This window comes from Clostridium aestuarii, from assembly GCF_026735135.1.
In the GTDB taxonomy this organism is placed as follows: domain Bacteria; phylum Bacillota; class Clostridia; order Clostridiales; family Clostridiaceae; genus Clostridium_H; species Clostridium_H aestuarii.
The window spans coordinates 440,960-466,688 of the sequence record NZ_JAPQER010000001.1 but is presented as its reverse complement, the minus strand read 5'-3'; the positions used below and the strand labels follow the sequence as shown (position 1 = coordinate 466,688).

Annotated in this window: 21 protein-coding genes; 11 read left to right on the top strand and 10 right to left on the bottom strand. The window is 27.9% G+C overall.

The window, feature by feature from the left end; translation table 11 throughout:
* Positions 1–6 precede the first annotated feature (6 nt).
* Entirely contained in the window at positions 7–1,107 is a 1,101-nt protein-coding gene (locus OW763_RS01955; protein WP_268039378.1) for a GerAB/ArcD/ProY family transporter, read from the bottom strand.
* Positions 1,100–2,590: a spore germination protein gene (locus OW763_RS01950; RefSeq protein WP_268039377.1), complete on the bottom strand. Its 1,491-nt coding sequence runs from the start codon at positions 2,588–2,590 to the stop codon at positions 1,100–1,102. Before OW763_RS01950 ends, OW763_RS01955 begins: the two co-directional genes overlap by 8 nt.
* A gap of 251 nt (positions 2,591–2,841) precedes the next feature.
* Between OW763_RS01950 and OW763_RS01945 the strand changes: the two genes are divergently transcribed.
* Both OW763_RS01945 and OW763_RS01940 read left to right on the top strand, forming a co-directional pair.
* The gene (locus OW763_RS01945; RefSeq protein ID WP_268039376.1) at positions 2,842–3,681 is read left to right on the top strand and encodes a YkgJ family cysteine cluster protein; all 840 of its coding nucleotides are present in this window, start codon (positions 2,842–2,844) and stop codon (positions 3,679–3,681) included.
* Positions 3,682–3,781: 100 nt separating this feature from the next.
* A complete protein-coding gene (locus tag OW763_RS01940) occupies positions 3,782–5,509 on the top strand; it encodes a glycoside hydrolase family protein (protein WP_268039375.1) in 1,728 nt (575 codons plus the stop codon).
* A gap of 49 nt (positions 5,510–5,558) precedes the next feature.
* Here the strand turns inward: OW763_RS01940 and OW763_RS01935 are convergent, their stop codons facing one another.
* From OW763_RS01935 to OW763_RS01925, 3 genes are read right to left on the bottom strand one after another with little or no spacing between them, the layout of a single operon-like run.
* Positions 5,559–7,292, bottom strand: coding sequence for an NADH-dependent [FeFe] hydrogenase, group A6 (locus OW763_RS01935; protein WP_268039374.1), 1,734 nt, complete (start codon positions 7,290–7,292; stop codon positions 5,559–5,561).
* Between the two features lie 36 nt (positions 7,293–7,328).
* The gene (locus OW763_RS01930) at positions 7,329–9,224 is read right to left on the bottom strand and encodes an NADH-quinone oxidoreductase subunit NuoF (RefSeq protein ID WP_272507230.1); all 1,896 of its coding nucleotides are present in this window, start codon (positions 9,222–9,224) and stop codon (positions 7,329–7,331) included.
* Positions 9,225–9,227: 3 nt separating this feature from the next.
* Positions 9,228–9,716 carry an NADH-quinone oxidoreductase subunit NuoE family protein gene (locus tag OW763_RS01925; RefSeq protein WP_268039373.1) on the bottom strand — a complete coding sequence of 163 codons (489 nt, stop codon included), beginning with the start codon at positions 9,714–9,716 and terminating at the stop codon, positions 9,228–9,230.
* Between the two features lie 456 nt (positions 9,717–10,172).
* Here OW763_RS01925 and OW763_RS01920 point away from each other — a divergent pair, with 456 nt between their 5' ends.
* The 6 genes from OW763_RS01920 to OW763_RS01895 all read left to right on the top strand — a co-directional run bounded on the left by OW763_RS01920 (position 10,173) and on the right by OW763_RS01895 (position 14,458).
* On the top strand, positions 10,173–10,898 hold the full coding sequence (locus tag OW763_RS01920) for a DUF3139 domain-containing protein (protein ID WP_268039372.1): 726 nt from the start codon (positions 10,173–10,175) through the stop codon (positions 10,896–10,898).
* Positions 10,891–11,766 (top strand): patatin-like phospholipase family protein, encoded by an 876-nt coding sequence (locus tag OW763_RS01915; protein ID WP_268039371.1) that lies wholly within the window; start codon positions 10,891–10,893, stop codon positions 11,764–11,766. The genes OW763_RS01920 and OW763_RS01915 overlap by 8 nt, the downstream gene beginning before the upstream one ends.
* Before the next feature lie 225 nt (positions 11,767–11,991).
* Entirely contained in the window at positions 11,992–12,282 is a 291-nt protein-coding gene (locus tag OW763_RS01910) for a hypothetical protein (protein ID WP_268039370.1), read from the top strand.
* A gap of 114 nt (positions 12,283–12,396) precedes the next feature.
* Entirely contained in the window at positions 12,397–12,918 is a 522-nt protein-coding gene (locus OW763_RS01905) for a hypothetical protein (RefSeq protein WP_268039369.1), read from the top strand.
* 353 nt (positions 12,919–13,271) lie between these two features.
* Positions 13,272–13,967, top strand: coding sequence for a radical SAM protein (locus OW763_RS01900; protein ID WP_268039807.1), 696 nt, complete (start codon positions 13,272–13,274; stop codon positions 13,965–13,967).
* A 2-nt stretch (positions 13,968–13,969) separates the two neighbouring features.
* Positions 13,970–14,458: a QueT transporter family protein gene (locus OW763_RS01895; RefSeq protein ID WP_268039368.1), complete on the top strand. Its 489-nt coding sequence runs from the start codon at positions 13,970–13,972 to the stop codon at positions 14,456–14,458.
* A 26-nt stretch (positions 14,459–14,484) separates the two neighbouring features.
* On the opposite strand, the gene pflA is transcribed toward OW763_RS01895, so the two are convergent.
* Positions 14,485–15,198, bottom strand: a complete 714-nt coding sequence (gene pflA, locus OW763_RS01890; RefSeq protein ID WP_268039367.1) for a pyruvate formate-lyase-activating protein — start codon at positions 15,196–15,198, stop codon at positions 14,485–14,487.
* Positions 15,199–15,480: 282 nt separating this feature from the next.
* On the opposite strand from pflA, the gene OW763_RS01885 reads away from it, so the two are divergent.
* Positions 15,481–17,190, top strand: a complete 1,710-nt coding sequence (locus OW763_RS01885) for a methyl-accepting chemotaxis protein (RefSeq protein WP_268039366.1) — start codon at positions 15,481–15,483, stop codon at positions 17,188–17,190.
* Between the two features lie 86 nt (positions 17,191–17,276).
* Here the strand turns inward: OW763_RS01885 and OW763_RS01880 are convergent, their stop codons facing one another.
* The 3 genes from OW763_RS01880 to OW763_RS01870 all read right to left on the bottom strand — a co-directional run bounded on the left by OW763_RS01880 (position 17,277) and on the right by OW763_RS01870 (position 20,742).
* Complete coding sequence (locus tag OW763_RS01880; protein ID WP_268039365.1) at positions 17,277–18,113, bottom strand: YjjW family glycine radical enzyme activase; 837 nt, start codon at positions 18,111–18,113, stop codon at positions 17,277–17,279.
* Entirely contained in the window at positions 18,106–19,599 is a 1,494-nt protein-coding gene (locus tag OW763_RS01875; RefSeq protein ID WP_268039364.1) for a YjjI family glycine radical enzyme, read from the bottom strand. Before OW763_RS01875 ends, OW763_RS01880 begins: the two co-directional genes overlap by 8 nt.
* A 189-nt stretch (positions 19,600–19,788) precedes the next feature.
* Positions 19,789–20,742 (bottom strand): DUF5050 domain-containing protein, encoded by a 954-nt coding sequence (locus OW763_RS01870; RefSeq protein ID WP_268039363.1) that lies wholly within the window; start codon positions 20,740–20,742, stop codon positions 19,789–19,791.
* Between the two features lie 184 nt (positions 20,743–20,926).
* Between OW763_RS01870 and OW763_RS01865 the strand changes: the two genes are divergently transcribed.
* Positions 20,927–22,222, top strand: a complete 1,296-nt coding sequence (locus OW763_RS01865; RefSeq protein ID WP_268039362.1) for a Na+/H+ antiporter family protein — start codon at positions 20,927–20,929, stop codon at positions 22,220–22,222.
* Between the two features lie 168 nt (positions 22,223–22,390).
* Here OW763_RS01865 and OW763_RS01860 read toward each other — a convergent pair whose 3' ends face one another.
* Positions 22,391–23,920, bottom strand: coding sequence for a sensor domain-containing diguanylate cyclase (locus OW763_RS01860; protein WP_418921788.1), 1,530 nt, complete (start codon positions 23,918–23,920; stop codon positions 22,391–22,393).
* A 329-nt stretch (positions 23,921–24,249) separates the two neighbouring features.
* On the opposite strand from OW763_RS01860, the gene OW763_RS01855 reads away from it, so the two are divergent.
* Positions 24,250–25,728: an exo-beta-N-acetylmuramidase NamZ domain-containing protein gene (locus OW763_RS01855; protein WP_268039360.1), complete on the top strand. Its 1,479-nt coding sequence runs from the start codon at positions 24,250–24,252 to the stop codon at positions 25,726–25,728.
* The last annotated feature ends 1 nt before the right edge of the window (position 25,729 follow it).

The window sequence follows — 25,729 nt, the reverse complement described above, 5'->3', positions numbered from 1 at the left end:
TCATAGTTAATTATTAAGTTTATTAACTGTAATATGATTTTTATTAAAGGTAGATAGTACGGCTATTAATGAAATGAAAATAGTATTAAAGATTGCAAATATAGGAGAAATAATATCTAATACTTTTTTATAAAAATTTATATTTAAAAATTGGAATGAGAGAATACATACTATTGGATATAAGAAAGATAGTATTTTCTTAATATCTATATTTGTAATATCGTTTATAATGAAATAAGAAGTAAAGCAGTGATTAGCTAAAATTCTGAATATTACAAAAGTCCATATAAACATAAATATATATCTAAAGTTATTAATTATTGGTACATTAATGCTTTCAAAAACTAGTATGAAAGACCAATAAGTCTTAGGTATTACATCTATCCCTAAGTAGTAAATTGTTATAACAACAACCCATACCCATATTAATCCACCAATGAATAAAGCTTTTAAACTTGCTTTTTTTATTTCGTTAATATGTTTAACATAAGGAGAAATTATGAGCAAGAATTCAAAGCCTATATAGTAATATGAAGATAGTATACTTGAACTAAATATATCTTTTATATCTGAGGATAATACAGGTTGAAGATTTAACAGCTTACCATATTTTAAAGATGCTATTGAAAAAAGCATTATTATTATAAGTAAATACATATTTACTTCACATATCTTTGCTAAAGTTTCTAATCCTTCATAAGCTGCGTAAAAGCTTATAGTGATACCAATAAGAAGAACCTTTGTTGGGGTTAAGAAAGATACAAAGTAAATTCTAGATATTTTGATTAAATCTGATGCTATTGATGTCATAAAAATAATCCATTGACTTGCAAAAATTATATTAAAAATATTTCCTAATGAAGTTCCAAGAAATTTCCTACTTAATTTCAATAGAGTATCATCAGGATGCTTTTTTATTATGTAGTTGCTTATAAAAAGAATATATGCTGGATAAATCAAGCCTATTATTGAAGAAATCCAAGCATCCTGTCCAACCTGTTCCACAAGGACGTTAGGTGATTTTAATAATCCAGGACCAACGGTAGAGCCTAGCAATAGAGCAGTTACTTGATTGGATGTGATAAATTTTTTATCCATATTATTCATTCTTATTATTTTTCCTCCATAACTTTTTTCTAAAGTTTGTTTGACGTATAGGATTATTATTTGGTACTGACTTAGGGGTTTTGTTCATATACCATAAAGGTGCTCTTATAAAAATATCCTTTAAATCGCTGCTGTTTATTGAAAAATAAGACACTCCAAAGCTTTTCATAGATGAAAGGATAATTAATAGAAAAAACAACCCAGAAATTATACCTAAAAAACCCATAGCATTTGCTAAAAAAATCATAGGAAATCTGATAAATCTTATACTGAGAGACATTTCGTAATTAGGTATCAAAAAAGTGGAAATTACTCCTATTCCAACTATAAGTAAAGTAGAAGGACTTACTACTTTTGATTCTACTGCTGTATTTCCTATGATGATACCACCAACTATGCTTAAAGTTCCTGCTATTTTAGGAGGAAGTCTGAGACCACCTTCTCTTAGAAATTCTACAACTAATTCCATTGATAATATTTCAAGAATAGGTGATAAAGCTATACCCTTTCGTGATTCAATTATAGGAGTTATAAATTTAACGGGTATTAATTCTACATTGTAGGATATTAGTGTTAAATATGTAGGAGCTATAATAATTATTATAAAGGTTGCTAAAGTTCTTAAAATTCTAGAAAAAGAAGAAACAAGTGTTCTTTCGTGATAATCTTCAACAGCTTGAAAAAATTCTATAAATAATGCTGGTACTGTAATTACATGAGGAGTACCATTTAATAAAATAGCTATTTTACCTTCCATTAAATTTGCTTTTACAATGTCCGGTCTTTCTGTTCCAAAAACCTGTGGGAAAGGGGAATAAGGATGATCTTCTATATATTGCTCAAGCATTCCTGTATCGTTTATGGAATCAATGTCTATAGCTTTAAGTCTTCTTCGTACTTCACATAAAATATCTTTATCAACTATATCATCAATATACATTATAACTAAATCTGTTTGAGAACGTCTTCCTATTTCATAGGTTTCCATAGATAAATTTTTATCTTTTATTTTTCGTCTAAGTATACTTATGTTAGTTTGAATATTTTCCACAAATCCTTCTCTTGAACCTCTTATTGCTGATTCATTGAGTGAATCTGATATGTTCCTATGTTCTCCACCTACTGTATCTGAAATTATAAATTCTTTAAGTCCATCAATTAAAATAACTGCTTTACCTACTTTAATAGCATCTACAGCAGCATTAAGGTCATCTTTCACTATGGTACTGGACATAGGAATATATTTTCTACAAATATATTCTGCAGTAGTTTTATCAATAATTATTTCTTCATCTATTTTAAACATTAAATGAGTAAGTATATCTCTGTTAATTATATCTTTATCTGATAAGTTTTCTATGTAGATTATACAAGCTAATAGTTTAGGAGATTTTCCTATATAAAATTTTTTTATATTAATAGGACAATTTATTCCTGTTTTATTAAAAATAAAATTGATTTTTTCTTCTATATTATTAAGCATCAATACCACCCTAAAATTAGTATTTGCTTATTATAAGATTATATACAATATATTAGTAATTATGGAGGTAGTATTTGGATATTAATATTTAGGTGACTGAGGGATAAGTAATAGGTTTTAATAGCTATAAAAAGTTTTTTTATAAGTAAAACTTAAATTATTGGTTATTGGTATACAAATCATAGTATATAAAAAAGATATGATATAATAATGTGAATATATTTTAAATAGTAATGAGTAGGAGTGGGGACATGAAAACTAGAATGACTAATATTGAAAAAAAAATTAAAATAAATAACGAGCACCAGTGTATTTGTGACAGCGGATTAAAGTTTAAGGATTGCTGTAAAAGCCAAAAACATGAATATAGAACTTTAGGAAAGAACTATAAAAATGAAGAAATAATATTTGATTATACGGAAAGTAGTAAAGTATATGATGAGATTTCACAGCTTTTATTATCACAAATTGCTAATCAAGAATTAAGTGTAAGTAAAGGAAAAGAGTATTTAAAAAAACTTTATAAGATGGAAGAACAAGGGATGGAACAGTTTTTAAAGTATGCACCTTGCAAAAAAGGCTGCAGTCATTGTTGTCATATTTATATGGATTGCACAGGGGTAGAAGCAGAACTCGTTAGAGAATATGTTGTTAAAAATTTTAATGAAGATGAAATAAATAGGTTTATGATAAAAGTAAAAGAAACTATAGAAGAAGTTCCTTCATACAAAGAAGTATTGAATGAAGAAAATAAAAACCAAGTCATTGAAGCATATAGCAAGAAAAACATACCATGTATTTTTTTAAAAGAAGATAATTCATGTTCTATATATGAAGTAAGACCATTTAATTGTAGAAGATTTTTTACAATATCAGATTTTATTAAATGTAAAGAAAAAGAGGAAGTGATTAAACCAACGGTTTCTATAAACAATATTACACAATATGCAGTAAATTATCTTTCTATGATGGTTACAAGATATAAAAAGTTAAAGTTATATTCAAAATTAGAACATGAAGAAAAGGCTGTTTATAAAGCTTTTCAGTATTGGTTTAAAAATGGATTTAATGATATGGATAGAAGTGTATAAATAAGAAAAATTTTATAAATAAAAAATGTGATTTTATGCTTATAATATGGTTTATATAGAAATATACTATAGACATAATATGGACAGACGGAGGGGAAGTATGCAGAAAAAATGGTTAATGAGATTTATTATAGGTATTATTTTGTGTATATTTATGTTTCCTAGTAGTGTGTATGCAGTTCAAATAAAAAATAATACAAAAGAGGACTTAGTATATTTGCAAACGAATGATACTATAACATCAAAAGCAGGAAAGATTTATTTATTTAGAAGAGTAGATAAAATGCTTAATTATGACAATAAGAATGCAATGTACGGTAGTTGGGATGTTTCTGCATATGAAGGAGATAAAAATAAAGGAGTTATAATTGAAAGTACTGATAAATCACAAGTATTGAAATTGCCTGTAAAGCTTAATGGATGGTTTAAAGTTTGTGTTGGATATGCGTCTGGAACAACTGCATTTATAATAAGACGAACGGAAAATAAAGATTCATATGTTTTTAGAAAGAAAAATAATTCTTATGATAATTTAGAAGGCAAACAATTTATTTGCGAAAAAAATATGAGCGTTTGTAATTTTAAGGAAGACAGTGTTGAAATTGTACCTTGTAATTTTGGAAAAGCAAGAATAGCTTATATAAAATTAATTGGATTAACTCGTAAGGAGATAAAGGAATATAATAAGCTAGATGAAGGGAAAAAAGGTAATAGGATTATATATGATTTTGATGGGTATTCAGACTTCTTTTCAGGAAATTATCCAAATGGAAATGATTTAAAGATGAGAACAGTAGGAGTTTTATCTGAAAAAGGTGTTGGAGAGATAAATTGGTGTCTAGGAACTACGTGTATGCTAAATTATAATAGCAGGTACGCAGGCGAAGCTTTTGAATATGATAAAAAATATGATTATCAGTTTAGAGATGGAGATAGAATTGCAAGAAAACAGATTTTGAATATTATAAAATCAGGAAAATCTCCTTTAGAGATTATAGCAGATGAAGGAGAAAAAGCTGGAATGAAGGTTAATGCGTCACTGCGAATGAATGCTTTTTATAATCCTGAAAAATATGGATTTCTGAATGGAATGATGTATGATGAATATAAAAATTGTCTTCAAAAAGGAAGTCAAGCAATAAGCTATAAGTATCCCAAATTTAGAACTTATATAAAAAATGTACTTAAAGAAGCAGCTTCTTTTAAAAACGTAGATGGGGTAACGCTTGATTTCTGTAGATATCCTACAGTGATGGGACAAGAAGCTGAACAAAAAGAAAAAATTGCTATTATGAATCAGTTTATGAATGAATTAAGAAATGAGATGCCTAAAAATAAGACTATTACAGTAAGAATACCCTATAAAAATCCTCTCTTTTATGGATTTGATATAAAAACTTGGGTTAAAAAAGGATATATAGATAGATTAATTCCTTCAAATATAAGTAATGAAGATTTTTTTGATATAACACCTTATGTAAAGATGGTAAGAGGTACAAAGGTAAAATTATATATTGGAATTGTTGCTGATGTTAAAGGACACGATTTAACAAAAAAAGAAGAAATATTAATGAAAATGGGACTTTATGTTCATAAAAAAGAATACTTGAATATAGATCAATATCTATTAAGAACTTATGATGTATATAAAAAAGGTGCTGATGGAATATTCTTATTTAATACTACATCTAATATACTAATTGATTCTACTTCTCCAGTAGAAGGTAAATATTTAGGAGATAAAATTAAAATGCAGAAATGGTATAAGCTTCAATATTACAACGGAAAACCTCCAAAGCAAGAGGAAGTTACTATATATAAATTTTAAATTAATAAATAAAGAAAAGTGCGTGGCACTTTTCTTTTATAGTATTATTTTATTTTTTTGTATAGTAGGTATGAAGAAGTTCGTGAGCTTTTTCACCATAAGGTTCGCCTAAAAATTCTTTATATAATTTATCAATATAAGGATTATCATGAGATTTTCTTAAGGCTTTGTTTTTATCTTCTTTATATAAAGCTTCGGATCTTTTTTCTAGTATTTCTATATTACCATGGATATAAGGTTGACCACCGCCGCCGATGCATCCACCAGGGCAAGCCATGATTTCTATCATATGATAATTGGATTTACCTGATTTTATAGCTTCTAGTAATTTACGAGCATTTCCAAGACCATTTGCTATTGCTACATTGACGGTCATATCATTTATTTTAACAGAAGCTTCTTTTACACCTTCGATTCCACGAATAGACTTGAATTCTAAATCAGGAATAGATTTATTGGTTATCCATTCGTGAGCTGTACGTAATGCTGCTTCCATAACCCCACCAGATGTACCAAAAATTACTCCAGCACCTGTAGATTCTCCAAGCGGTGCATCGAAATCTTCATCTTTTAGTGAAATAAAGTCAATACCAGCTTCTTTAATCATTTTACCAAGCTCTCTTGTACTTATAACGATATCTACATCACGTACACCATTTGTTTTCATTTCAGGTCTTGCAGCTTCATATTTTTTAGCAAGGCAAGGCATGATTGAAACAACTACTATATTTTCAGGTTTTACATTTAACTTTTGTGCAAAATATGTTTTAGCAATTATACCAAACATTTGTTGAGGGGATTTACAAGTAGATGGAATATCTAGAAGCTCAGGGAAATTGCTTTCTATGAAATTTATCCATCCAGGACAGCAGCTAGTTAACATTGGAAGTCTTCCACCACTATTTAATCTATGAATGAATTCACTAGCTTCTTCAATTATAGTTAAATCTGCTGCAAAATCAGTATCAAATACTTTATCAAATCCAAGAGATCTAAGAGCAGCTACCATTTTACCTGTTACAGGGGTACCAGGTTCAAACCCAAATTCTTCTCCCAGAGCCGCACGAATTGCAGGTGCAGTTTGTACAATAACTACTTTATCTTTATCGTTTATTGCATTCCATACTTGTGGTACGTAGTTAACTTCTGTTAAAGCACCAGTAGGGCAGACTGCTACACATTGACCACAAAATGTACAATTTGTTTCCATCATTGGAAGATCAAAAGCAGGAGCAACAGTAGTTTTAAATCCTCTATTCATAGCAGATAATACACCTACAGTTTGAATTTCATTACAAACTGTTTCACAACGTCTGCATAAAATACATTTATCAAAATCTCTAATTATTGAATAGCTTGAATTATCTTTTGGAAAACTAGATATTTCTCCTTTATATTTTATTTCACGAATACCTAAATCAGCAGCTATTTTTTGAAGATCACAGTTTGTGCTTTTTTCGCATAGCAGACAGTCTTTAGGATGGTCTGAAAGTAGAAGCTGAACAATATTTCTACGTGCTTTAATGGCTCTAATTGAATTTGTTTTTACTGACATTCCTTGAGTAACAGGCGTTGAACATGCAGGAGCTAAATTGCGTCTTCCCTCTACTTCAACTACACAGACTCTACAAGAACCAGGGTGATTTATTGTTTTATCATCATGAAGTTTTAAATGACATAATGTAGGAATGTGAATGTTAAGAACTTTTGCTGCCTCTAAAATAGTTGAGCCGTCTTCTACTTGAACTTGTCTATTGTTTATATTTAAAGTTATTAAACTCAAATTTTACACCTCTTTCATTGGAATATAATTCATATATTATTTTTTTACTACTGCACCAACTGGGCAAGCACTATAACATTGACCACATTTAATACATTTTTCTTGATCTATAGTATGTTTTTCTTTAACACTACCGCTAATACATGATACAGGACATTGTCTTGCACATTTAGTACAACCAATACAGGTGTTTGTAATTTCGTAATGAAGAAGATCACTACATACTCCAGCAGGACAACGTTTTTCATATATATGAGCTTCAAATTCGTCCATAAAATATTTCATTGTGCTTAGTACTGGATTTGGTGCAGTTTGTCCAAGTCCACAAAGAGCGGTATCTTTTATAGTTTCACTTAATTCTTTTAAATTTTCTAAATCTTCTGCAGTTCCTTTACCAGAAGTTATTTTTTCAAGAATTTCAAGTAAACGCTTAGTTCCTATACGGCAAGGAGTACATTTTCCACAGGATTCTTCAACTGTGAATTCAAGGTAGAATTTGGCTATATCTACCATACAGTTATCTTCGTCCATAACTATCATACCACCTGAGCCCATCATAGAGCCTATAGAGTTAAGTGATTCATAATCTATAGGAGTATCTAGATATTCAGCAGTTATACATCCACCAGAAGGCCCCCCTGTTTGTACTGCTTTGAATTTACGTCCGTTTTTAATGCCTCCACCGATATCATATATGATTTCTCTAAGAGTTGTACCCATTGGAACTTCAACAAGTCCTACATTATTTATTTTTCCTGCTAAGGCAAATACCTTAGTTCCTTTAGAAGTTTCTGTACCAATTGAACTATACCATTGTGCACCTTTATTTATGATAGCAGGTATGTTAGCTAGAGTTTCAACATTATTTACACAAGTAGGCTTATTCCATAATCCGCTTTCAGCTGGGAATGGAGGTTTATTTGTAGGTTCGCCTCTACAACCTTCAATAGAATGAATTAAAGCAGTTTCTTCTCCACATACAAAAGCTCCTGCACCATACTTGATTTTAACATCAAAGCTAAAATTAGTACCTAAAATCTTATCTCCAAGAAGACCACATTCATGGGCATTTTTGATAGCTAGTCTTAATCGTTCAATCGCAAGAGGATACTCAGCTCTTATATAGATACAACCTATAGAAGCACCTATAGAATATCCAGCTATTGCCATAGCTTCAATAATACTGTGAGGATCTCCTTCTAAAATAGAACGATCCATGAAAGCACCAGGATCTCCTTCATCAGCATTACAGATTATATATTTTTGATCAGCTTCATGCATTTTAGCAAAGGACCATTTTTTACCTGTTGGGAATCCACCGCCTCCGCGTCCTCTAAGACCTGAATTTGAAATTTCTTTTATAACTTCATCAGGAGTCATTTGAGTTAACACTTTACCTAATGCTAGATATCCCTTTTCTGCGATGTATTCTTTTATATCTTCAGGATTTATAAGCCCACAATTTCTAAGTGCTATTCTTTCTTGCTTTTTATAGAATGACATTTCATCTTGTCTTTTTACTTTTTCTTTAAGAGTAGGTTCTTCATATAAAAGTCTTTCTACAACTTCACCTTTTAGTAAATGTTTTTGAACTATTTCTTCAGCATCTTCTGGTGATACATGAACATAAAAAACATTATCAGGAGAAACTTTTACAATGGGTCCTTTTTCGCAAAAACCAAAGCAGCCAGTCATAGCTATATGTACTTCATTAGAAAGACCAGATTTTTCAGCTTCATCTTTTAAGTTCTTTAAAATCATATCGCTTTCAGCAGATTTACATCCAGTTCCACCACAGATTAAAACGTCTCGTTTACATCTTGTATTTTCAAAGGTCATTTCTTCCTCATGAGATATATTACGCATGTCCAATAATTGTTTATATCTGTTATGAAATATTTTAAGTTCGTCAATAGAATTAATTTTATTCAAGGATTATCCCTCCAATTCTTTATATTCATTTAATACTTTAGATACCATATCAGTTGTGAAATGACCATAAACCTTATTGTTTATTGTAACGACAGGAGCAAGACCACAGGCACCTACACACCTTAAAACGTCAATAGTAAATTTTGAATCTGGAGTAGTTTCACCAGCTTTTACACTTAATGTTCTTTCAAATTCTTTTAGTACATCACCAGAACCCTTTACAAAACAGGCTGTTCCCATACAAATACTTATTACATATTTACCTTTAGGCTTTGTTGTAAAGTAAGAATAAAAGCTTACAACTCCACAAACCTTGGAAACAGGAATATTTAATTTATCAGCTACGAATTGTTGAACTTTGGGCGGAAGATAACCAAATAATCCTTGTGCTTTATGTAATACTTCTATTAAAGCACCTTCTTTTTCTTCAAGATTTTCAATAAATGTTTCTAGTTCTTTAAATTTTTCTGTTGATAACTTGTTAGTACACATTAAAAAAATACCCCCTTATTACGAATTTGATAAAACATTAACAAAAAAAGTGTGTTTTTCACATTTAAAAATAGTGAAACAGTCATTAAGTTTTAAAATTCAGAATATTCATAGAAAATAATTAAAATTAATTGTTAATATTGTAACATTTTAATGTAAAAAATATAATTAAAAAACTGATAAAGTACATAATTTTAAAATATCATAGTTATATCAAGTTTTTAATTATGCTATTTTCTTCAATTAGTATTTATATATAAATTATAAGAAAAATATATATAAATTACAACAAATGAATATTAAAATATTGATATAATAATGTGTACTTTATAAAAAAATCAGCAATCAGTATGAAGATTGCTGATTTTTCATTTTATTTATAGAATATGAAGACTAAATTAACAATATATGGTAAAATTGGTATAAGATTTACAGTCGTTAAAAGGAGGAAGCTCTATGAAGAATAAAAATTTTTTTAAAAGTAAAGATATATATATATTATTTATAATTTGTTTTGGAGCAATTCTTCTGTGGGTGCATGACAATGAAAAATTAAAAAAAGATTGGTTGATAGTAGCTGTAATGATAATTATGGCTATAATAGTACTAACTTTTATTAAATGTACTATTAAAAAGAATACATTAAATTTTAATACAATATTGCTTATATTACCTTTTATACTGTTTATATGTATATATATGATAAATATTTTTAGTATTAAAAGAATACATCATATATATTGGATAATACCTAGTTTCATAGTTAGTGAAGCTATTTTGGTAATTAATTATAAAAAACAAAAAACTTTATGTTTTAACAAAGCTCTATGGTTAGTTATACCCTATATACTTGTAAGTATAGTAATTTTTACAGCTACTGATCAAAGTGATATTAAATCACTAATTTTTAAACAAAATGTAAAGAACCACTTAATTTATCAAAATGGATATAAAAAAAGTGATATACTTAATATCGATATTATAAGAGGGCGTAGAAACTATGAAGATTTTGTTGAAGTGAGATTTATAGATGAGCCTAATGTGTTTTACACATATATTTTAGAAGAGAATAAAATATTTCAAGTAGCTGTTAATGTAGATGATGGAGACGCTGAATGCGGACATATAGAAAATGATAATATAAGAATATATGAGAACAATGGAGGCAATGGATATGAATAATACAGGATTGGTATTAGAAGGTGGAGGAATGAGGGGACTTTATACTGCAGGTGCATTAGATTTTTTTATGGAAAATGATATATGGTTTCCTTATGTTATAGGTGTATCTGCTGGAGCTTGTAATGCAGCGTCTTATATTTCAAGACAAATAGGACGAAATAAAAGCATAAATATAGATTACATAAATAATCCTAAATATTTAAGTTATAGAAATTTAATTATGGAAAAAAGTATTTTTGGTATGGATTTTTTATTTAATGAAATTCCATATAAATTGAATCCTTTTGATTTTGAAATTTTCAAGAAATCAAAGCAAAGGTTTATAATTGGTACGACTGATTGTGAAACAGGAAAACCTTTATATTTTGATAAAAATGAATGCGAAGACATATTAAAGGTTATAAAAGCTTCCAGCAGTATTCCTTTATTAGCACCTATAGTTGAAGCTGAAGGTAAAAAGCTATTAGATGGTGGGGTAGCTGATTCTATTCCAATAAAAAAAGCTGTAGCTGATGGTATGAAAAAAAATGTAGTAATATTAACTAGAAATAAAGAATATAGAAAAAAACCTTATAAATTTAAAATGTTTGTAAAAAGAGCGTATAGGCAATATCCGAAGTTAGTAGATACGATTTTTAATCGTTATAAAATATATAATGAAACTTTAGATTATATAGAGCAACTAGAAAGAGAAGATAATGTATTTGTAATAAGACCTAGTGAGGCGTTAGAAGTTGATAGATTAGAAAAGAATTCTGATAAATTAAAAAAACTTTATAATATGGGTTACAATGACGCTAAAAATATATACAGCAAAATGAATGAATGGATTAATAATTTTGATATGATTAAAGCAGCAAACTACTAGTTTGCTGCTTTAATCATATCAAAATTTATGAAATTGCATAATTACCAAATTACGTAGCTGCATGTAAAATTCAATTATAAAAATTCAAATCTGTGAATAGATTTAATTATATATTTTTTATTACAAACAAAATTCTAAAAAGTGAGAAAATTCTTGACTTTATGAAGTTAATTTACTATTATTGTAATATAAGGTTAATAAAGTAAAAAAGAAGGGGATGGGGAAATGAATGAATTATTAGCAAATAAAAGGGATATAAATGTTAAGGCTAAAAAAGTTAGGAAAATTGGTAAGTTGCCAGGAATACTTTATGGTGGGAAAAGAGGAAATGTTGCATTTCAAATTAATTTAAATGAATTTCAAAAGTACATAGCAAGAAAAGGTGAACACGGTAATTTAATTATTAATATAGAAGGTGAAAAAATTAATACAAAGATAATATCTGTGCAAAGAGATTTGGCAACTAATCAAATTATAAATGTAGATTTAAAAGAGTTACCAGAAGAAGCTGCATAAAATTCATAAATGTATAGAAAAAAGATTAAGATAACAAATTTTCATAAAACTAGTACCAAAATCATATAAAAATAATATTATACTAATGTAGTAAGATTATTTTGGAGGTATAAGTTGTTTAATTATATGGACATAGATGAAGAATATGCAATGTTTCCTTTTCAAATGATGAATTCCATGTATATGCCGAGAGTATTGCCAGAAGATATGGTAGATGAAATGGACATGGATATGGAAGAAGAATCTGATTATAGAGACGAAGAAGAAATAGATGAATTAGTGGATGAAGATGATTTGATAATTGATGAAGAGGAAGACAAAGAAAAGGAAAGATGTCTTTTTAGAAAAAAAGATGATGATTATAAGGACAAATACTATAAGAATAAAGATAAATACTATAAAGATAAAGATAAATATGATAAAGATAAATATGATAAAGATAAATATTATGATAAAGATAAATACTATGATAAAGAATATGATTCGAGAGATGTTTATAGAATATGTAGAATGATAGAAAGATATAATCCTGGAGTAATAAGAAGAATGGTTAGATATGGTGTTCCATATCCAGTAGCAAGAAGAATATGTAGAAGAATAGTAAGACTTACTCTTAGATACTATAATTATTATTAAAAATAAATAATATAAAGATAAAGTAGCAAGGTTGCAACTTGCTACTTTATCTTTATATGTTAAAAACTTTTTTCTTTAAAACAATAAATATTAGTGATATAATTAATAAGCGAGTTTAAAAATTTTACAAATTAATACATGGACAGTTCGAAAGCCTCCTGTCTGTAAATAAAACTAAGGTATAGTAATCTATGAAAATTCACTTGGTTAATTATATATTATTTAAGTTAGATAGAGTGTATTTCTTATGGAATAATACTGCCTTGGTTTGAGGGCAGTTTTTTTTATTGGAATTTTTTATTTTGGTGAGTGATAGTGCAGTACTTTCATTAAAGGGGGAAGAAAATATGGATATAGAAAGATATAGTGAAGTTAAAGGGAAGAATCAAAGGGAGATTGTTTTATTGAAAGCTTTTCCGTGTAAATGGGGAAGATGTACGTTTTGTGATTATATATTAGATAATGATTTAGATGAAGAAAAAATGATTAAGCTAAATAAAAAAGTATTAAGCCAAGTTACTGCAAAATATAAAGTTTTAGAAGTTATAAATTCTGGAAGTTGCTTTGAACTTCCAGGTAAAACATTAGAGGATATAAAAAAAATAGTAGATGAAAAGGGAATTGAAAAACTTTTTTTTGAAAGCCATTGGTTGTATAGAAACAGGCTTGATGAAATAAGAGAGTTCTTTAAGATACCAATAATATTTAAGTGTGGAATAGAAACTTTTGATGATTATTTTAGAAATAGTGTTTTAAATAAAGGTGTATTATTTTCAGAACCAAAGGAAGTTTCTAAATATTTTACTTCTATTTGTCTCATGGTAGGTATAAAGGGTCAAACAAAAGATATGATAAAGAATGATATAGAATATTTATTAAAATACTTTGAGAAGGGGTGTATAAACATTTATATAGAAAATACAACTTCCTTAAAGAGAGATCCTGAACTAATAAAATGGTTTAAAGAAGAATATTCATATTTAGAAAATAATCAAAGTATAGAAGTTTTATGGAATAATACTGATTTTGGAGTAGGAGGAGAGAGTTAATAATGAATACAAACAAAAGAACGCAAAATATAGTAAAAATAGCATTAGTTGCAGCTATATATGCTGTTTTAACGATAGGATTAAATCCTATAAGTTATGGAGCTATTCAATTTAGGTTATCAGAGGTTATGGTTCTTCTTGCTTTTATTGATCCATTATATATACCAGGGTTGGTTCTTGGATGTGCTATTGCTAATCTTTTTAGTCCATTAGGAATAGTAGATGTAGTGGTAGGAAGCTTTGCTACATTTATTAGTGTTTATATGATTAGTAAATCAAAAAGATTATTTGCAGCATCACTTTGGCCAACAATAAACTGTATATTTGTAGGTGCAGAATTACATTTTATTTTAGAACTTCCGTTTTGGTTAACTACACTTCAAGTTGCACTAGGTGAGTTTGTAGTGGTGACTATTATAGGATACCCACTATTTAAGTATATGATACTAAATAATAAAAACTTAATTAATGCATTGAAAATAAATACATAACATAAGAATATTGCAAAGCAATATTCTTATGTTATGTATTTTTCAAGTAATTTTTCTAATTTTTTAGTTTGTTCTTTATTCATAGGGGGTACTTCTTTGAGCCTATAGTTTATACCTAGATTTTCATATTTATTAATGCCAAGAGTGTGGTAAGGGAGCAGTTCAATTTTTTCAACATTTTTGATTTTTTTTATTATATCACCAAGTTTGAATATATGTTCTTCAGAATCAGTAATTCCTGGAATAACCACGTGTCTTATCCACAATTTGGTATTGGATTTATCCACAGTCTTTAAGAATTGATCAAGATAGAGTTTGTCTTTACCTGTTAAATACTTATATCCTACATCATCCACATGTTTTATATCTAGTAAAACTAAATCTGTATATTTTAAGATTTCATCATATTTTCCAATTCCAAAGCCAGAAGTGTCAATGACAGTATGGATTCCGTTTTCTTTACACATCTTTAAAATTGCTATTAGAAAATCTGGTTGAAGTAAAACTTCACCACCAGAAAAAGTAACACCTCCGGATTCTTTAAAATAAGGCTTGAATCTTAGAATTTTATTCAAAAGGTCTTTGGCTGTTATTTCTGTTCCTTCATTTAGGTTCCATGTATCAGGGTTATGACAATAAGCACATCTTAGTGGACATCCTTGAAAAAAGACTACTACCCGTATTCCAGGACCATCTACTAATCCCATGCTTTCAAATGAGTGAATTCGTCCTCTTGTCATTGGTATACTCGCTCCTATCTATTATATGTTTTTATAATTATTAATTACAATAACATATTTATAATAATTGTCAATATAAATTATCTATATTGTAATTCAAATATAAAAGACCACAGCAATAATTTTTAAAAATCAAGTTATTTGTTGTGGCATAATCACTTAGTTAAATTAGTTTTTACACTTTTAAAGCTATATTTTTAAATTTGAAGGAAAAAAATTGAAAATAATTATTATATATGATATAAATAGCATAGGAATAAAACAAATAAAAGGAGGAATATGATGAAATTAACAATAAAGAAAAAAATAAGTATTGCTTTTGTTATATTAGTTGCTATTATCATTGGGGTTGGTTTATATTCTAATAGAATACTTAAAATGGTAAATAATCAATCTACTATTATAGCTGAAACGTGGATTCCTAAAATTCAGTATTCAGAGGATATAAACACTATGACTTCTGATTTTAGAATTTTAGAATATGAACATATAATTTCTACATCTAAAAATGAAATGGATAAAAAAGAATCTCAAATGAAAGAAAAGAACTTAAAAATTCAAGAATATCTAAATGAATATGAAAAAATAATTAATTCTGAAGAAGATAGGAATTTATTTAATACAGTTAAGCAAGAGTGGCAAAAATACATAGAATTAAATACAAGTATGATATCTTTGAGTAGAGAATTAAAAACACAAGAAGCAATGAAAATAATGAATAATAAATCAAAGGAAGCTTTTGATACTGCTTCTGATGCGGCATTAAAACTTGTTGATTTTAATGCTAATAAAAGTGAAAAATTAAGTCAAGATGGTGACAGAGCTTATTATTATGCTAAAAAAATACTTTTAATTAGCGTTGTAATAACATGTATATTAGCAATATTATCAGGTTTATTTATTGGAACAAGTATTTTAAAACCTATAAATGTTTTGAAAAAAGAGTTAGAAACATTAGCAGAAAAAGGAGGAGACTTGACTCAGAAAATTAGACTCTCTTCTAATGATGAATTTGGTGAACTTGCAGATGCAGTAAATAATTTCTTAGCTAATCTTAGAACAATTATGATAGAAGTAAATAACAATACTAATAATACTGTTAAGACTGTAGAAATGATTAAAAATTCTATGGGAGAATTAAATGAACAAGTGGAAGATGTACGTTATACTACAGAACAAATGTCTTCAAGCATGGAGGAAACAGCAGCTTCAGCGCAGGAAATAAGTAGTACGACAGAAGAAATTAATCAAGCTGTAAATTCTATTGCTATTAAAGGACAAGAAGGTTCAAAATATGTTGAAGAAATAAATAATAGAGCAATTGAGTTAAAGCTAAATGCATTAGAGTCTAAACATGAGGCTGATGAAATATATGAAAATACAAAAATAAAATTAGAAAAAGCAATAGGAGAATCTAAAGCTGTAGAACAGATAAATGTTCTTTCAGAGGCTATACTACAGATATCTTCTCAGACTAATCTATTAGCACTAAATGCAGCAATTGAGGCAGCAAGAGCAGGTGAAGCAGGCAAAGGTTTTTCAGTAGTTGCAGATGAGATAAGAAAATTGGCAGAACAGTCTAATGAAACAGTATCAGAAATACAAAAAGTTACAAGTACTGTAATATCTTCAGTTGAAAATCTTTCTGGTGGTTCTGAAGAAATTTTAGAATTTATAGATACTAAAGTAAAAAAAGACTATGAAGGAATGGTTAATACAGGTGAACAGTACAATAAAGATGCTGATGCTGTTAGTGCTTTAATGAATGATTTTAGTTCTACAGCGGAGGAGTTAGCTGTTTCTGTTGAAAATGCTATGAAAGCAATTAATGAAATAGCAGAAGCTACAAGTGAAGGAGTAAATAATACAACTAATATTGCAGAAAAATCTATAGTTGTTGCTGAAAAAGCTGATGATGTAATTCACGAAACAGATATTTCAAAAGAAAATATAGATAAACTTTTAGAAGTTGTATCAAAATTTAAAATATAGTTATTTGGAATATAGTGAAATTTAATGATTAAAATTAATAATATAAAGGCTGTCCTATAAAATGGACAGCCTTTATATGTGTAAAATTAAGTAGTAATGATATTATTACACCCATTTTTTTCTGCTAAAGTTTTGAATGTTTTTATCATTTCATCAGAAGGCATAAAGCTTTTTATTATATTTGTACGTACTCCTAAAGGTCTATATTTTATGATTTTATATCTTATATCAGGATTTAAAGAAGCTAGTAGTTTACTTGTCATATCTACATTATAATGGTTATTTAGAACCTCAGGGACGATTACAGTTCTTACTTCATATAGTTTATTAGTTCTTGCAAGATATTTTATATTTTCTATTACAATGGTATTATCCATACCAGTAAGTTTTTTATGTTCTTTAGAGTCATAAGATTTTAAATCTACCATTGCCATATCAATTGTTTCTAATAAATCTTTATTTTGATATAGAGGAATGGAACCGTTAGTATCCACAAAGCATGTTAGTCCCATTTTTTTTACTTCTTTGAATAGACTAATTAAAAATTTAGATTGTAGAGTACATTCACCACCTGAAACTGTTATTCCAGATATAAAGGATTTTGTCTTCTTAATTTCTTGTAACACTTCATCTACACTCATATATACAGCTTTTGGAGAACTGTCTTTGTTGCAAACTTTTAAACATCTATCACATTGCACACAAATTTTTTTATCCCATAGTATTTTACCATCCAATAAAGAAAGTGCATTAACTGGGCATTCAGACACACAATTTCCACAGTATATGCATGAATTTATTGTTTCAGGATTATGACAGTAAAGACAGTTAAAATTACAACCTTGAAGAAAGATTGATGTTCTGTTTCCAGGTCCATCTACTGAGCTAAAAGGAATAATTTTATTAACTAATCCCTTAATCATTTTTTCTAACCTTTCTATTTAATACTCCTTGATTTTTAACAGCTCCAAGACCTAAGGCAACAGTATCACGAAGAACTTGTTCACCCTTTTCTAATTTTTCTATTTCTGATTTTTTAACAAGATAACCTGTAATTCTAATTACATCAGAATCAGAAGAATATAATGAGAAATATCTCATATTTTCTTTGAAAGCACCTTTTATAATATCTAATATAAAGTTAGGGTTTTTCTTACAAGTGCTGTCAAATGGGAAAATATCACCTATACCTGAAGGAAAGAACTTGTGAAATTTAGCTGATTGTATTAAATGTTGAGGAAGTTCTGGTTCTTCTCCAATCGGTATTCTGCAGCCAGGACTTATATTGTTATCGGTATCAATTCCAACTTGAGCATGTAATAAGAATTTACCTTTTGATATTTCACAATAAGGATTTTCATGCTTATTTACTTCTTGTGAAAGTTTTTCTATAATTCTAAAACCTAAGTTATTGGCTTCTTCACTATGTCCAAATCTATATTCTTGCTTATCGGAACCTATAAAATGGTTAACACATTCAGCAAGACCAAACATACCAAACATAGCTGTAAAGTGATCTCTGCTAATTAATCCTTCTTTAACTAAGAAGTTTCCATTAAAAAATCCACTTTCTTCAACAAGAAATTTAATTCTTTCGTCAATATATTCATCCATTCTTTTTACTGCATCAGGAAGAACAACAGTTATAAAGTCTTCTTCAGATATTGATTTCTTAGCAAGAAACGCTAAGTTAAGTCTGCATAAAGTATAGCTTCCACCGCCAGTAGTTAGTCCATTATAACAGCTAACAATATTGTATTTTCCATTAAATTCTTTTGAAAACATTTCATGATTAGCAAAGCTTGGTTTTGCTGTTACTAATGCAGTATCAATAGCATCAATAGCAAAGTTGTCTGACGTATATTTACTATATTTTAAAGTTATATTTGGTATAGAAGTTTGTAATTCTTTTTGAACTTTTAAAATTAATTTTCCTGCTTTGGTATCCAGTGGACCTATATTAGCATGACAGAAAGAATCTGTAAGAGTTCGATCTATATGAGTTAAAAATAATTTAATTGCGTGATAGGCTTCTTGTTCATCTTTTATATATGGCTCTAATAAAGTATCTATATTTCCAAGAGATACTGGAAAAGAAGTAATAGAAGGTACATGTTTATATAAAATAAGGAGATTATTTACAGCATCCCAAATGTCAGAAGCGGGTTTTAAATCTAAAAATTCACTTCCATTTCTCATAAATTTTTCATAGTCAGGAACAATGTATCTAGGTCTATAAGGTGCATGTCCTTCGTTAAGATCGCAGATTATCCCTTCATCTCTATATTCTTGAACTTGTGTGCTTATATTAAGTACGTTTAAGCTGTCCTCTGCGGCTCTTGCAAGACTTAATACCTTTTGTTCATAGGTTAAAGTTTTGTCTTTAATAATGTCTAAAATGTTATTCATATTATTCACTCCACTAAAATTATTTTAACCATAATTTTTAAATGGTTGTTTAACATGTAAATAGTTTACATGCTGTTAATTACATTTTACACAGAATAAAGAATTTTATCAAAGGTAAATGTAGTATATGAAAAATTTATATACGAAAAGCCAACAAAACAATTTTAATTAGTGTTTTGTTGGCTCTTTTTATAGTTTAATCCATTTTAATTTTACAGGGCGTTTTGAGTAATCATAATATAACCAATTGCCTACTATATTGATTTTATATGCAAAGTCATCTGATAATTTTTCTTTTGATTTACCTTCCATATCAGTTTTATATATACCACCATTATTTATATCACTAAAGTATATATTGTTATTTGATATATTAACCCAAGATGCGTTATTATCAAGAATTTTTTGCCTATTACTTCCATCAAAATTTATTTTATAAACTCCATCATTGGCTGAATAGTAAATTGAATTATTGGCTATATTTATGGAGAAACAGTTATCATCTATAATTTTTGTTTTATTTGAACCATCAGTTTTTATTTTATAAAGTCCATTTAAGGAGTAATAAATCCAATTTCCATCAATTGCAATTTTTCCGTTTTCTATGGTATCATCGTTTAATTTTGTTTTTTCATTTTTATCTATATTAAATTTATATATTTTCCAATCTTTCATATTTACATAATAAATATAATTATTAATTACATACATTGAAGTTACCGTGTCATCACAAAGTTTTTCTCTATTACTTCCATCAGTTTTTATCTTATATATATTATTTCCATCAGTAGCATTTGAATAATAAATATAATCTCCTACTGTATTAATATAAAAGGCTGCATCATTGCATAGTTTAGTTTTGTTTGAATCATCATTTTTCTTTTTAAATAAAGAATATTTACCGTTATCTTTATTTAGATAATAAATCCAATCACCTTGCTTAGCAGCAATTCCAAAATTGTTTAAATTACTAATAGTATTTGATTTTTGAGATAAATTTTCAGTATCAGTATTTTTATGTATATCTTGTTCCTGAGAATTTGATGTATTTGTGTTATTTGTAGCAGATTTATTTTTACATCCACTAAAAATAATAGATGTAGTCATTATTGCAGCAACTAATATTAATAGTTTTTTCTTCATAAGAAGACCTCCAGTTATATTAATGGTATTTTATACATTAACAAGTATAAAATAGATGAACTATAAATAGGTTACAATATAGTTACATATGGATTTAAATATAGTTAGGGTTGTTACGTGACACTAATGATTTAATGTGATAAAATGATGAAGTCATATAAACAAAATATGGAGGGGAATATAAATGATATTTTTTAATCCGGTTATTATTTCGGTTTTAGTAATGATAATTTTGAGTCTTTTAAATTTAAATGTAATTTTAGCAATATTAATTGCAGCGTTAACAGCAGGATTATCAGCAAGTATACCGTTAAAAGTGGTAATGGAAATTTTAATATCAGGAATGGGAGGAAATTCTGAGACAGCTTTAAGTTACGTTTTACTAGGAGTTTTAGCTGTTGCAATTAGTAAAACAGGGCTTTCAGATATTTTAGCTAGAAAGATAGCTAAGATTGTTAAAAATAAAAAATATACACTTGTTTTACTAATAGCATTTATAAGTTGTTTTTCTCAAAATCTTATTCCTGTGCATATAGCTTTTATACCTATTTTAATTCCGACTTTGTTGCCTTTAATGAATAAGCTAAAAATTGATAGAAGAGCAATGGCGTGTGCGCTAACTTTTGGTCTTGAAATGCCATATGTTGTTTTACCAGTAGGATTTGGACTTATATTTCATAAAATTATAGCAAGCCAAATGATTGATAATGGAATAAATGTAACTACAAATATGGTATGGAAAGTTATGTGGGTTCCTGGTATTGGAATGTTATTAGGGCTTTTAAGTGCTGTGTTTTTTACATATAGAAAGAAAAGAGAATATAGACATATTGATATACAAAAAAATGATGAGGAAATAAAAATGAATAAAAGGCATTATGCTGCATTAATAGGTGCAATAGCAGCTTTTGTAGTTCAACTAATTACTAAATCTTTACCATTAGGAGCGTTAACAGGTATAGTTGTTATGATAATTACTGGAGCTATAAAATGGAATGAAATTAATAGTTTAATGGATGATGGAATAGCAATGATGGCATTTATAGCTTTTGTCATGCTTGTTGCAGCTGGTTATGGAAATGTATTAAGGGAGACGGGAGCTGTTGAAACTCTTGTTCATGCTGTTTCAGGTATGATGGGAGGAAGTAAAATTATATCAGCTCTAGTTATGTTAATTGTAGGACTTTTTGTAACTATAGGCATAGGAACATCTTTTGGAACAGTTCCTATTTTAGCGGCAATTTATTGTCCATTAGCAGCAAGCTTAGGTTTTAGTATTCCTGGTACTATTGCACTTATTGGAACAGCAGGCGCATTAGGAGATGCAGGTTCACCTGCTTCAGATAGTACTTTAGGACCAACTTCAGGTTTGAATGCTGATCACCAACACAATCATATTTGGGATACATGTGTACCAACATTTATTCATTTTAATATACCGTTAATTATATTTGGAGTTATTGCAGCAATAGTTTTTTAAAGCTTAATCGCTTATGATGAGTTTAAAATAAATTGAGAGTAGTGACTAGTAATTAGTTGGATGGTTAACAATGAAAGAAATTCAATAATTAAAGATTTAAAATGGAAAAACAAAACACAAGTTTTATTGTGAACAATAAAACTTGTGTTTTGCTATGTAATTTTGCAATTATCTTAATAAATTGAAATCTTTCTTAATCTTATTTTTTTCGATATACATTTTTTTATCCGCTTCATTTATTAGTTGTTCTAAAGTTATTTTACTATTATGTGTATACTCAGAAATACCATGACTTATGCTAACTAAATAGTTTCTGCCATCGTTATCATTTATTTCAGAAATAGTTTTTGAAATATTTATCCAAATTTTTTCAGCAGCACTATAGCTAGTGTTTGGCATTGCTATTAAAAATTCATCTCCACCTAATCTTATGATGAAATCTGAGACACTAACAGAGTTTTTTATACAAGTAACAACTGTTTTAATTAGTTCATCTCCTTTTTCATGTCCAAAGTTATCATTAACGATTTTCAATCCATTGACATCAATAAAACAAATAGTTAAGGGTTTTTCATGTTTTTTAACAGTATCAAATTCGTTTTCTAATAATTCTATACCAGCCCTTCTATTAAAAGTGTCTGTCATCATGTCATGAGCAGCATAAAAAGAAATTTTATCTTTTGACATTTTATTAGAAGTAATTAAAAAACAGATTATAAAAGAAAGAATTGTTACAATACTTAATAAGTAATAGTTTTTAAAAAATTGTTCATATATGGTATACCATATATTTATATTACTAAAGTAAATATTTTCTTCACTAAAAGGAATATAGGATACTACTTTCCATAATTCTTCATTTAAAGTTATTTTACTATAATTTAATATATAGTCACGAGGATTAGTTAATGCTAAAGGGAATATTGTGGAAAAAGTGAACAATCCTTTTTCATTATAAAATTGTCCCGTAGTATTATTGGTTATTTTTTCCCAAGCGTTAGAAAATTCGTTTTTAAAATTAATATGTTTTTTTTCTTCAAACATGAATCCCCATTGTTTATTAGTGTCTTTATGAATAAGCCAGTAACTGTCTGAATTTAAAAGAAATATTTTGCCTATATTATTTTGAGATATATTATCAAATTGTTCCATTATAGATTTTGCTAAGTAGTTAACTATAATAAATCCTTTTTTATTTCCGGTGTTATCGAAAACAGGAGTTGAAAATCGTATCATTGGTTTTATAAGCATGTCTATGTCTTCATTTTCGATATTTAAATCAAATTTAGATATAAAAATTTCTTGGTTTTCTAATTTAATAGAGTCTTTAAAATAATATCTATGTTTTTTATTTTGCAATTCACTATTAGCAACAATTTCCGGATTACCATTATTATAATTTATTCTTATCTTTTCATAACCATTTTCGTCAATAAGTCTAATTTGATCATAGATTTTTTTTTCTTTAGAAAAATCAAGCCATTCATTGGATAAATGATTTGATTTTTGATAATTTGACATATTGTGTAAATAATATTGGGAAGTTAGGAATTTTAAATCGGAGACAATATTTTTAAAATTATTTCCAATAAAGTTTTTTTCAATGTGAACTAAATTTTCTTGAGTTTTTTCTAAAATTGTTCTTTCACTTGTTATATAATTGTATTCGAATATACTAAATATACAAAAATATAACATTATCAATATAATAAAACTTAGCGTGAAAGATTTTAAAATATAATTTTTATACTGGGTAAGTATAGAACAAGAGTTTATTTTCATATATAGCATCAATCCTTACTTAAAAATGTAATAGTATCTGCAATTTGTCGAAAAAAGTAGAAAGGTATTAATATAATTATACAGTATATAAGGGGATATTGTAAATTTTATATTAAAAAAGATTAGTGGCGATAGAAATTGTATAAAAAGTGTAAATAAGATGTTTTATTGTACGATATAAATCTATATAGGTAGAATTAATTTACAAATTCATTGATTTAAAATATAAAAAATGGGGGAGTAAAATGAAACGTAAAATTATATATACATTCTTAATGTTATTTATATTTTCTTTAGCTGGATATAATAATGTTTTTGGTAAAAACAAGATTGATTTAGAAAAAATAAATGTAGCTTCAAATAAGCAATGGAAGATTAAGTTTAATAGAAAATTAGATGTTTCTACAATAAACAAAGGTGTAACCGTAGTGGATTCAAAGGGGAATAATATTGATGTGCAAACTGAGGTTCAAGATAATACATTGATAGTTAAATGCCCAAAACAGGGATATAAAAGTGGAGAAACTTATTTTATAAAAATGAATAATAATCTTAAATCTGTGAAAAAAAGTTTTTTGGATAAGGACTATATATTAAAGTTTACTATAGAAAAACAAGAAAAATTTAAATTGGGAGATGACCGCTTACTTACAGAATACAATTATCTTATAGATGGAAAAAGAGTTGGACTTGTTACAAATCAAACAGGTGTAAATAGCCAAGGAAAAAGCATGATAGATGAGCTTGCAAATTATAAAAAAGCAGAGTTTAATGCACTTTATGGACCTGAACATGGAATTAATGGACAAGCAAGCGCAGGAGATTATGTAAAATCTTATATTGATGAAAAACTTAAAATACCAGTGTATAGTTTATATAATGATACAAGAATGCCTACAGAAGATATGCTTCAAGGAATTGATGTTTTAGTTTTTGATATTCAAGATATAGGAGCTCGTTCTTATACATATATGTCCACACTAAATTATTGTATGACGGCAGCGGCTAAATATAATAAGCAAATTATTGTTTTAGACAGACCTAATCCTTTAGGTGGGGAAATTATGGATGGACCTATTTTAGAAGATAAGTATAAGACTTTTGTTGGAGTAGATAATTTACCTATGACCCATGGAATGACTGCAGGAGAATTGGCTAAATTTTTTAACCGTAAGATTAATGCAGAGTTAGTTGTAGTACCAATGAATGGATATAAAAGAAATATGATTTTTCAAGATACAGGTTTAGACTGGGTTCAAAGTTCACCATATATCCCTAATATAACTTCTGTATTTTGTTATAATGCAACAGGGCTTGGAGAAGGTACGGGTATTTTTCAAAGAGACTACTTTAAATGGGTAGGTGGAAAAGGTATTGATTCAGATAATTTTGCAAGCCTTTTAAATAATGCTAATTTGCCAGGAGTTACATTTATTCCTGAAGGAACTCCGAGTGCTGGTGGAGTTAGGTTGAAGGTTACAGATTATCATACTTTTAATCCAGCTAAAACAGGAATATATGTACTAGCTTATGCCCATTCTTTAAATAGATTTGAAGTACCTAAAAGTGGTGAGAGAATTATTATGTTTGATAAAATAATGGGTACTGATATGATAGGAAAATATTTAGAAGAAGGATACACTCCTCAGCACATTGAAGAAAAGTATAGGGTAGAATTAGAAAAATTTAAAGAAGAAAGAAAAAAATATCTTATATATAATTAAA

Coding starts and splice junctions, on each gene's coding strand:
- OW763_RS01955 (WP_268039378.1), bottom strand. CDS start 1,107: ATGAATAATATGGATAAAAAATTTATCACATCCAATCAAGTAACTGCT.
- OW763_RS01860 (WP_418921788.1), bottom strand. CDS start 23,920: ATGTTATATTTTTGTATATTTAGTATATTCGAATACAATTATATAACA.
- OW763_RS01855 (WP_268039360.1), top strand. CDS start 24,250: ATGAAACGTAAAATTATATATACATTCTTAATGTTATTTATATTTTCT.
- OW763_RS01910 (WP_268039370.1), top strand. CDS start 11,992: ATGAATGAATTATTAGCAAATAAAAGGGATATAAATGTTAAGGCTAAA.
- OW763_RS01870 (WP_268039363.1), bottom strand. CDS start 20,742: ATGAAGAAAAAACTATTAATATTAGTTGCTGCAATAATGACTACATCT.
- OW763_RS01950 (WP_268039377.1), bottom strand. CDS start 2,590: ATGCTTAATAATATAGAAGAAAAAATCAATTTTATTTTTAATAAAACA.
- OW763_RS01895 (WP_268039368.1), top strand. CDS start 13,970: ATGAATACAAACAAAAGAACGCAAAATATAGTAAAAATAGCATTAGTT.
- pflA (WP_268039367.1), bottom strand. CDS start 15,198: ATGACAAGAGGACGAATTCACTCATTTGAAAGCATGGGATTAGTAGAT.
- OW763_RS01880 (WP_268039365.1), bottom strand. CDS start 18,113: ATGATTAAGGGATTAGTTAATAAAATTATTCCTTTTAGCTCAGTAGAT.
- OW763_RS01885 (WP_268039366.1), top strand. CDS start 15,481: ATGAAATTAACAATAAAGAAAAAAATAAGTATTGCTTTTGTTATATTA.
- OW763_RS01940 (WP_268039375.1), top strand. CDS start 3,782: ATGCAGAAAAAATGGTTAATGAGATTTATTATAGGTATTATTTTGTGT.
- OW763_RS01875 (WP_268039364.1), bottom strand. CDS start 19,599: ATGAATAACATTTTAGACATTATTAAAGACAAAACTTTAACCTATGAA.
- OW763_RS01915 (WP_268039371.1), top strand. CDS start 10,891: ATGAATAATACAGGATTGGTATTAGAAGGTGGAGGAATGAGGGGACTT.
- OW763_RS01865 (WP_268039362.1), top strand. CDS start 20,927: ATGATATTTTTTAATCCGGTTATTATTTCGGTTTTAGTAATGATAATT.
- OW763_RS01945 (WP_268039376.1), top strand. CDS start 2,842: ATGAAAACTAGAATGACTAATATTGAAAAAAAAATTAAAATAAATAAC.
- OW763_RS01925 (WP_268039373.1), bottom strand. CDS start 9,716: ATGTGTACTAACAAGTTATCAACAGAAAAATTTAAAGAACTAGAAACA.
- OW763_RS01920 (WP_268039372.1), top strand. CDS start 10,173: ATGAAGAATAAAAATTTTTTTAAAAGTAAAGATATATATATATTATTT.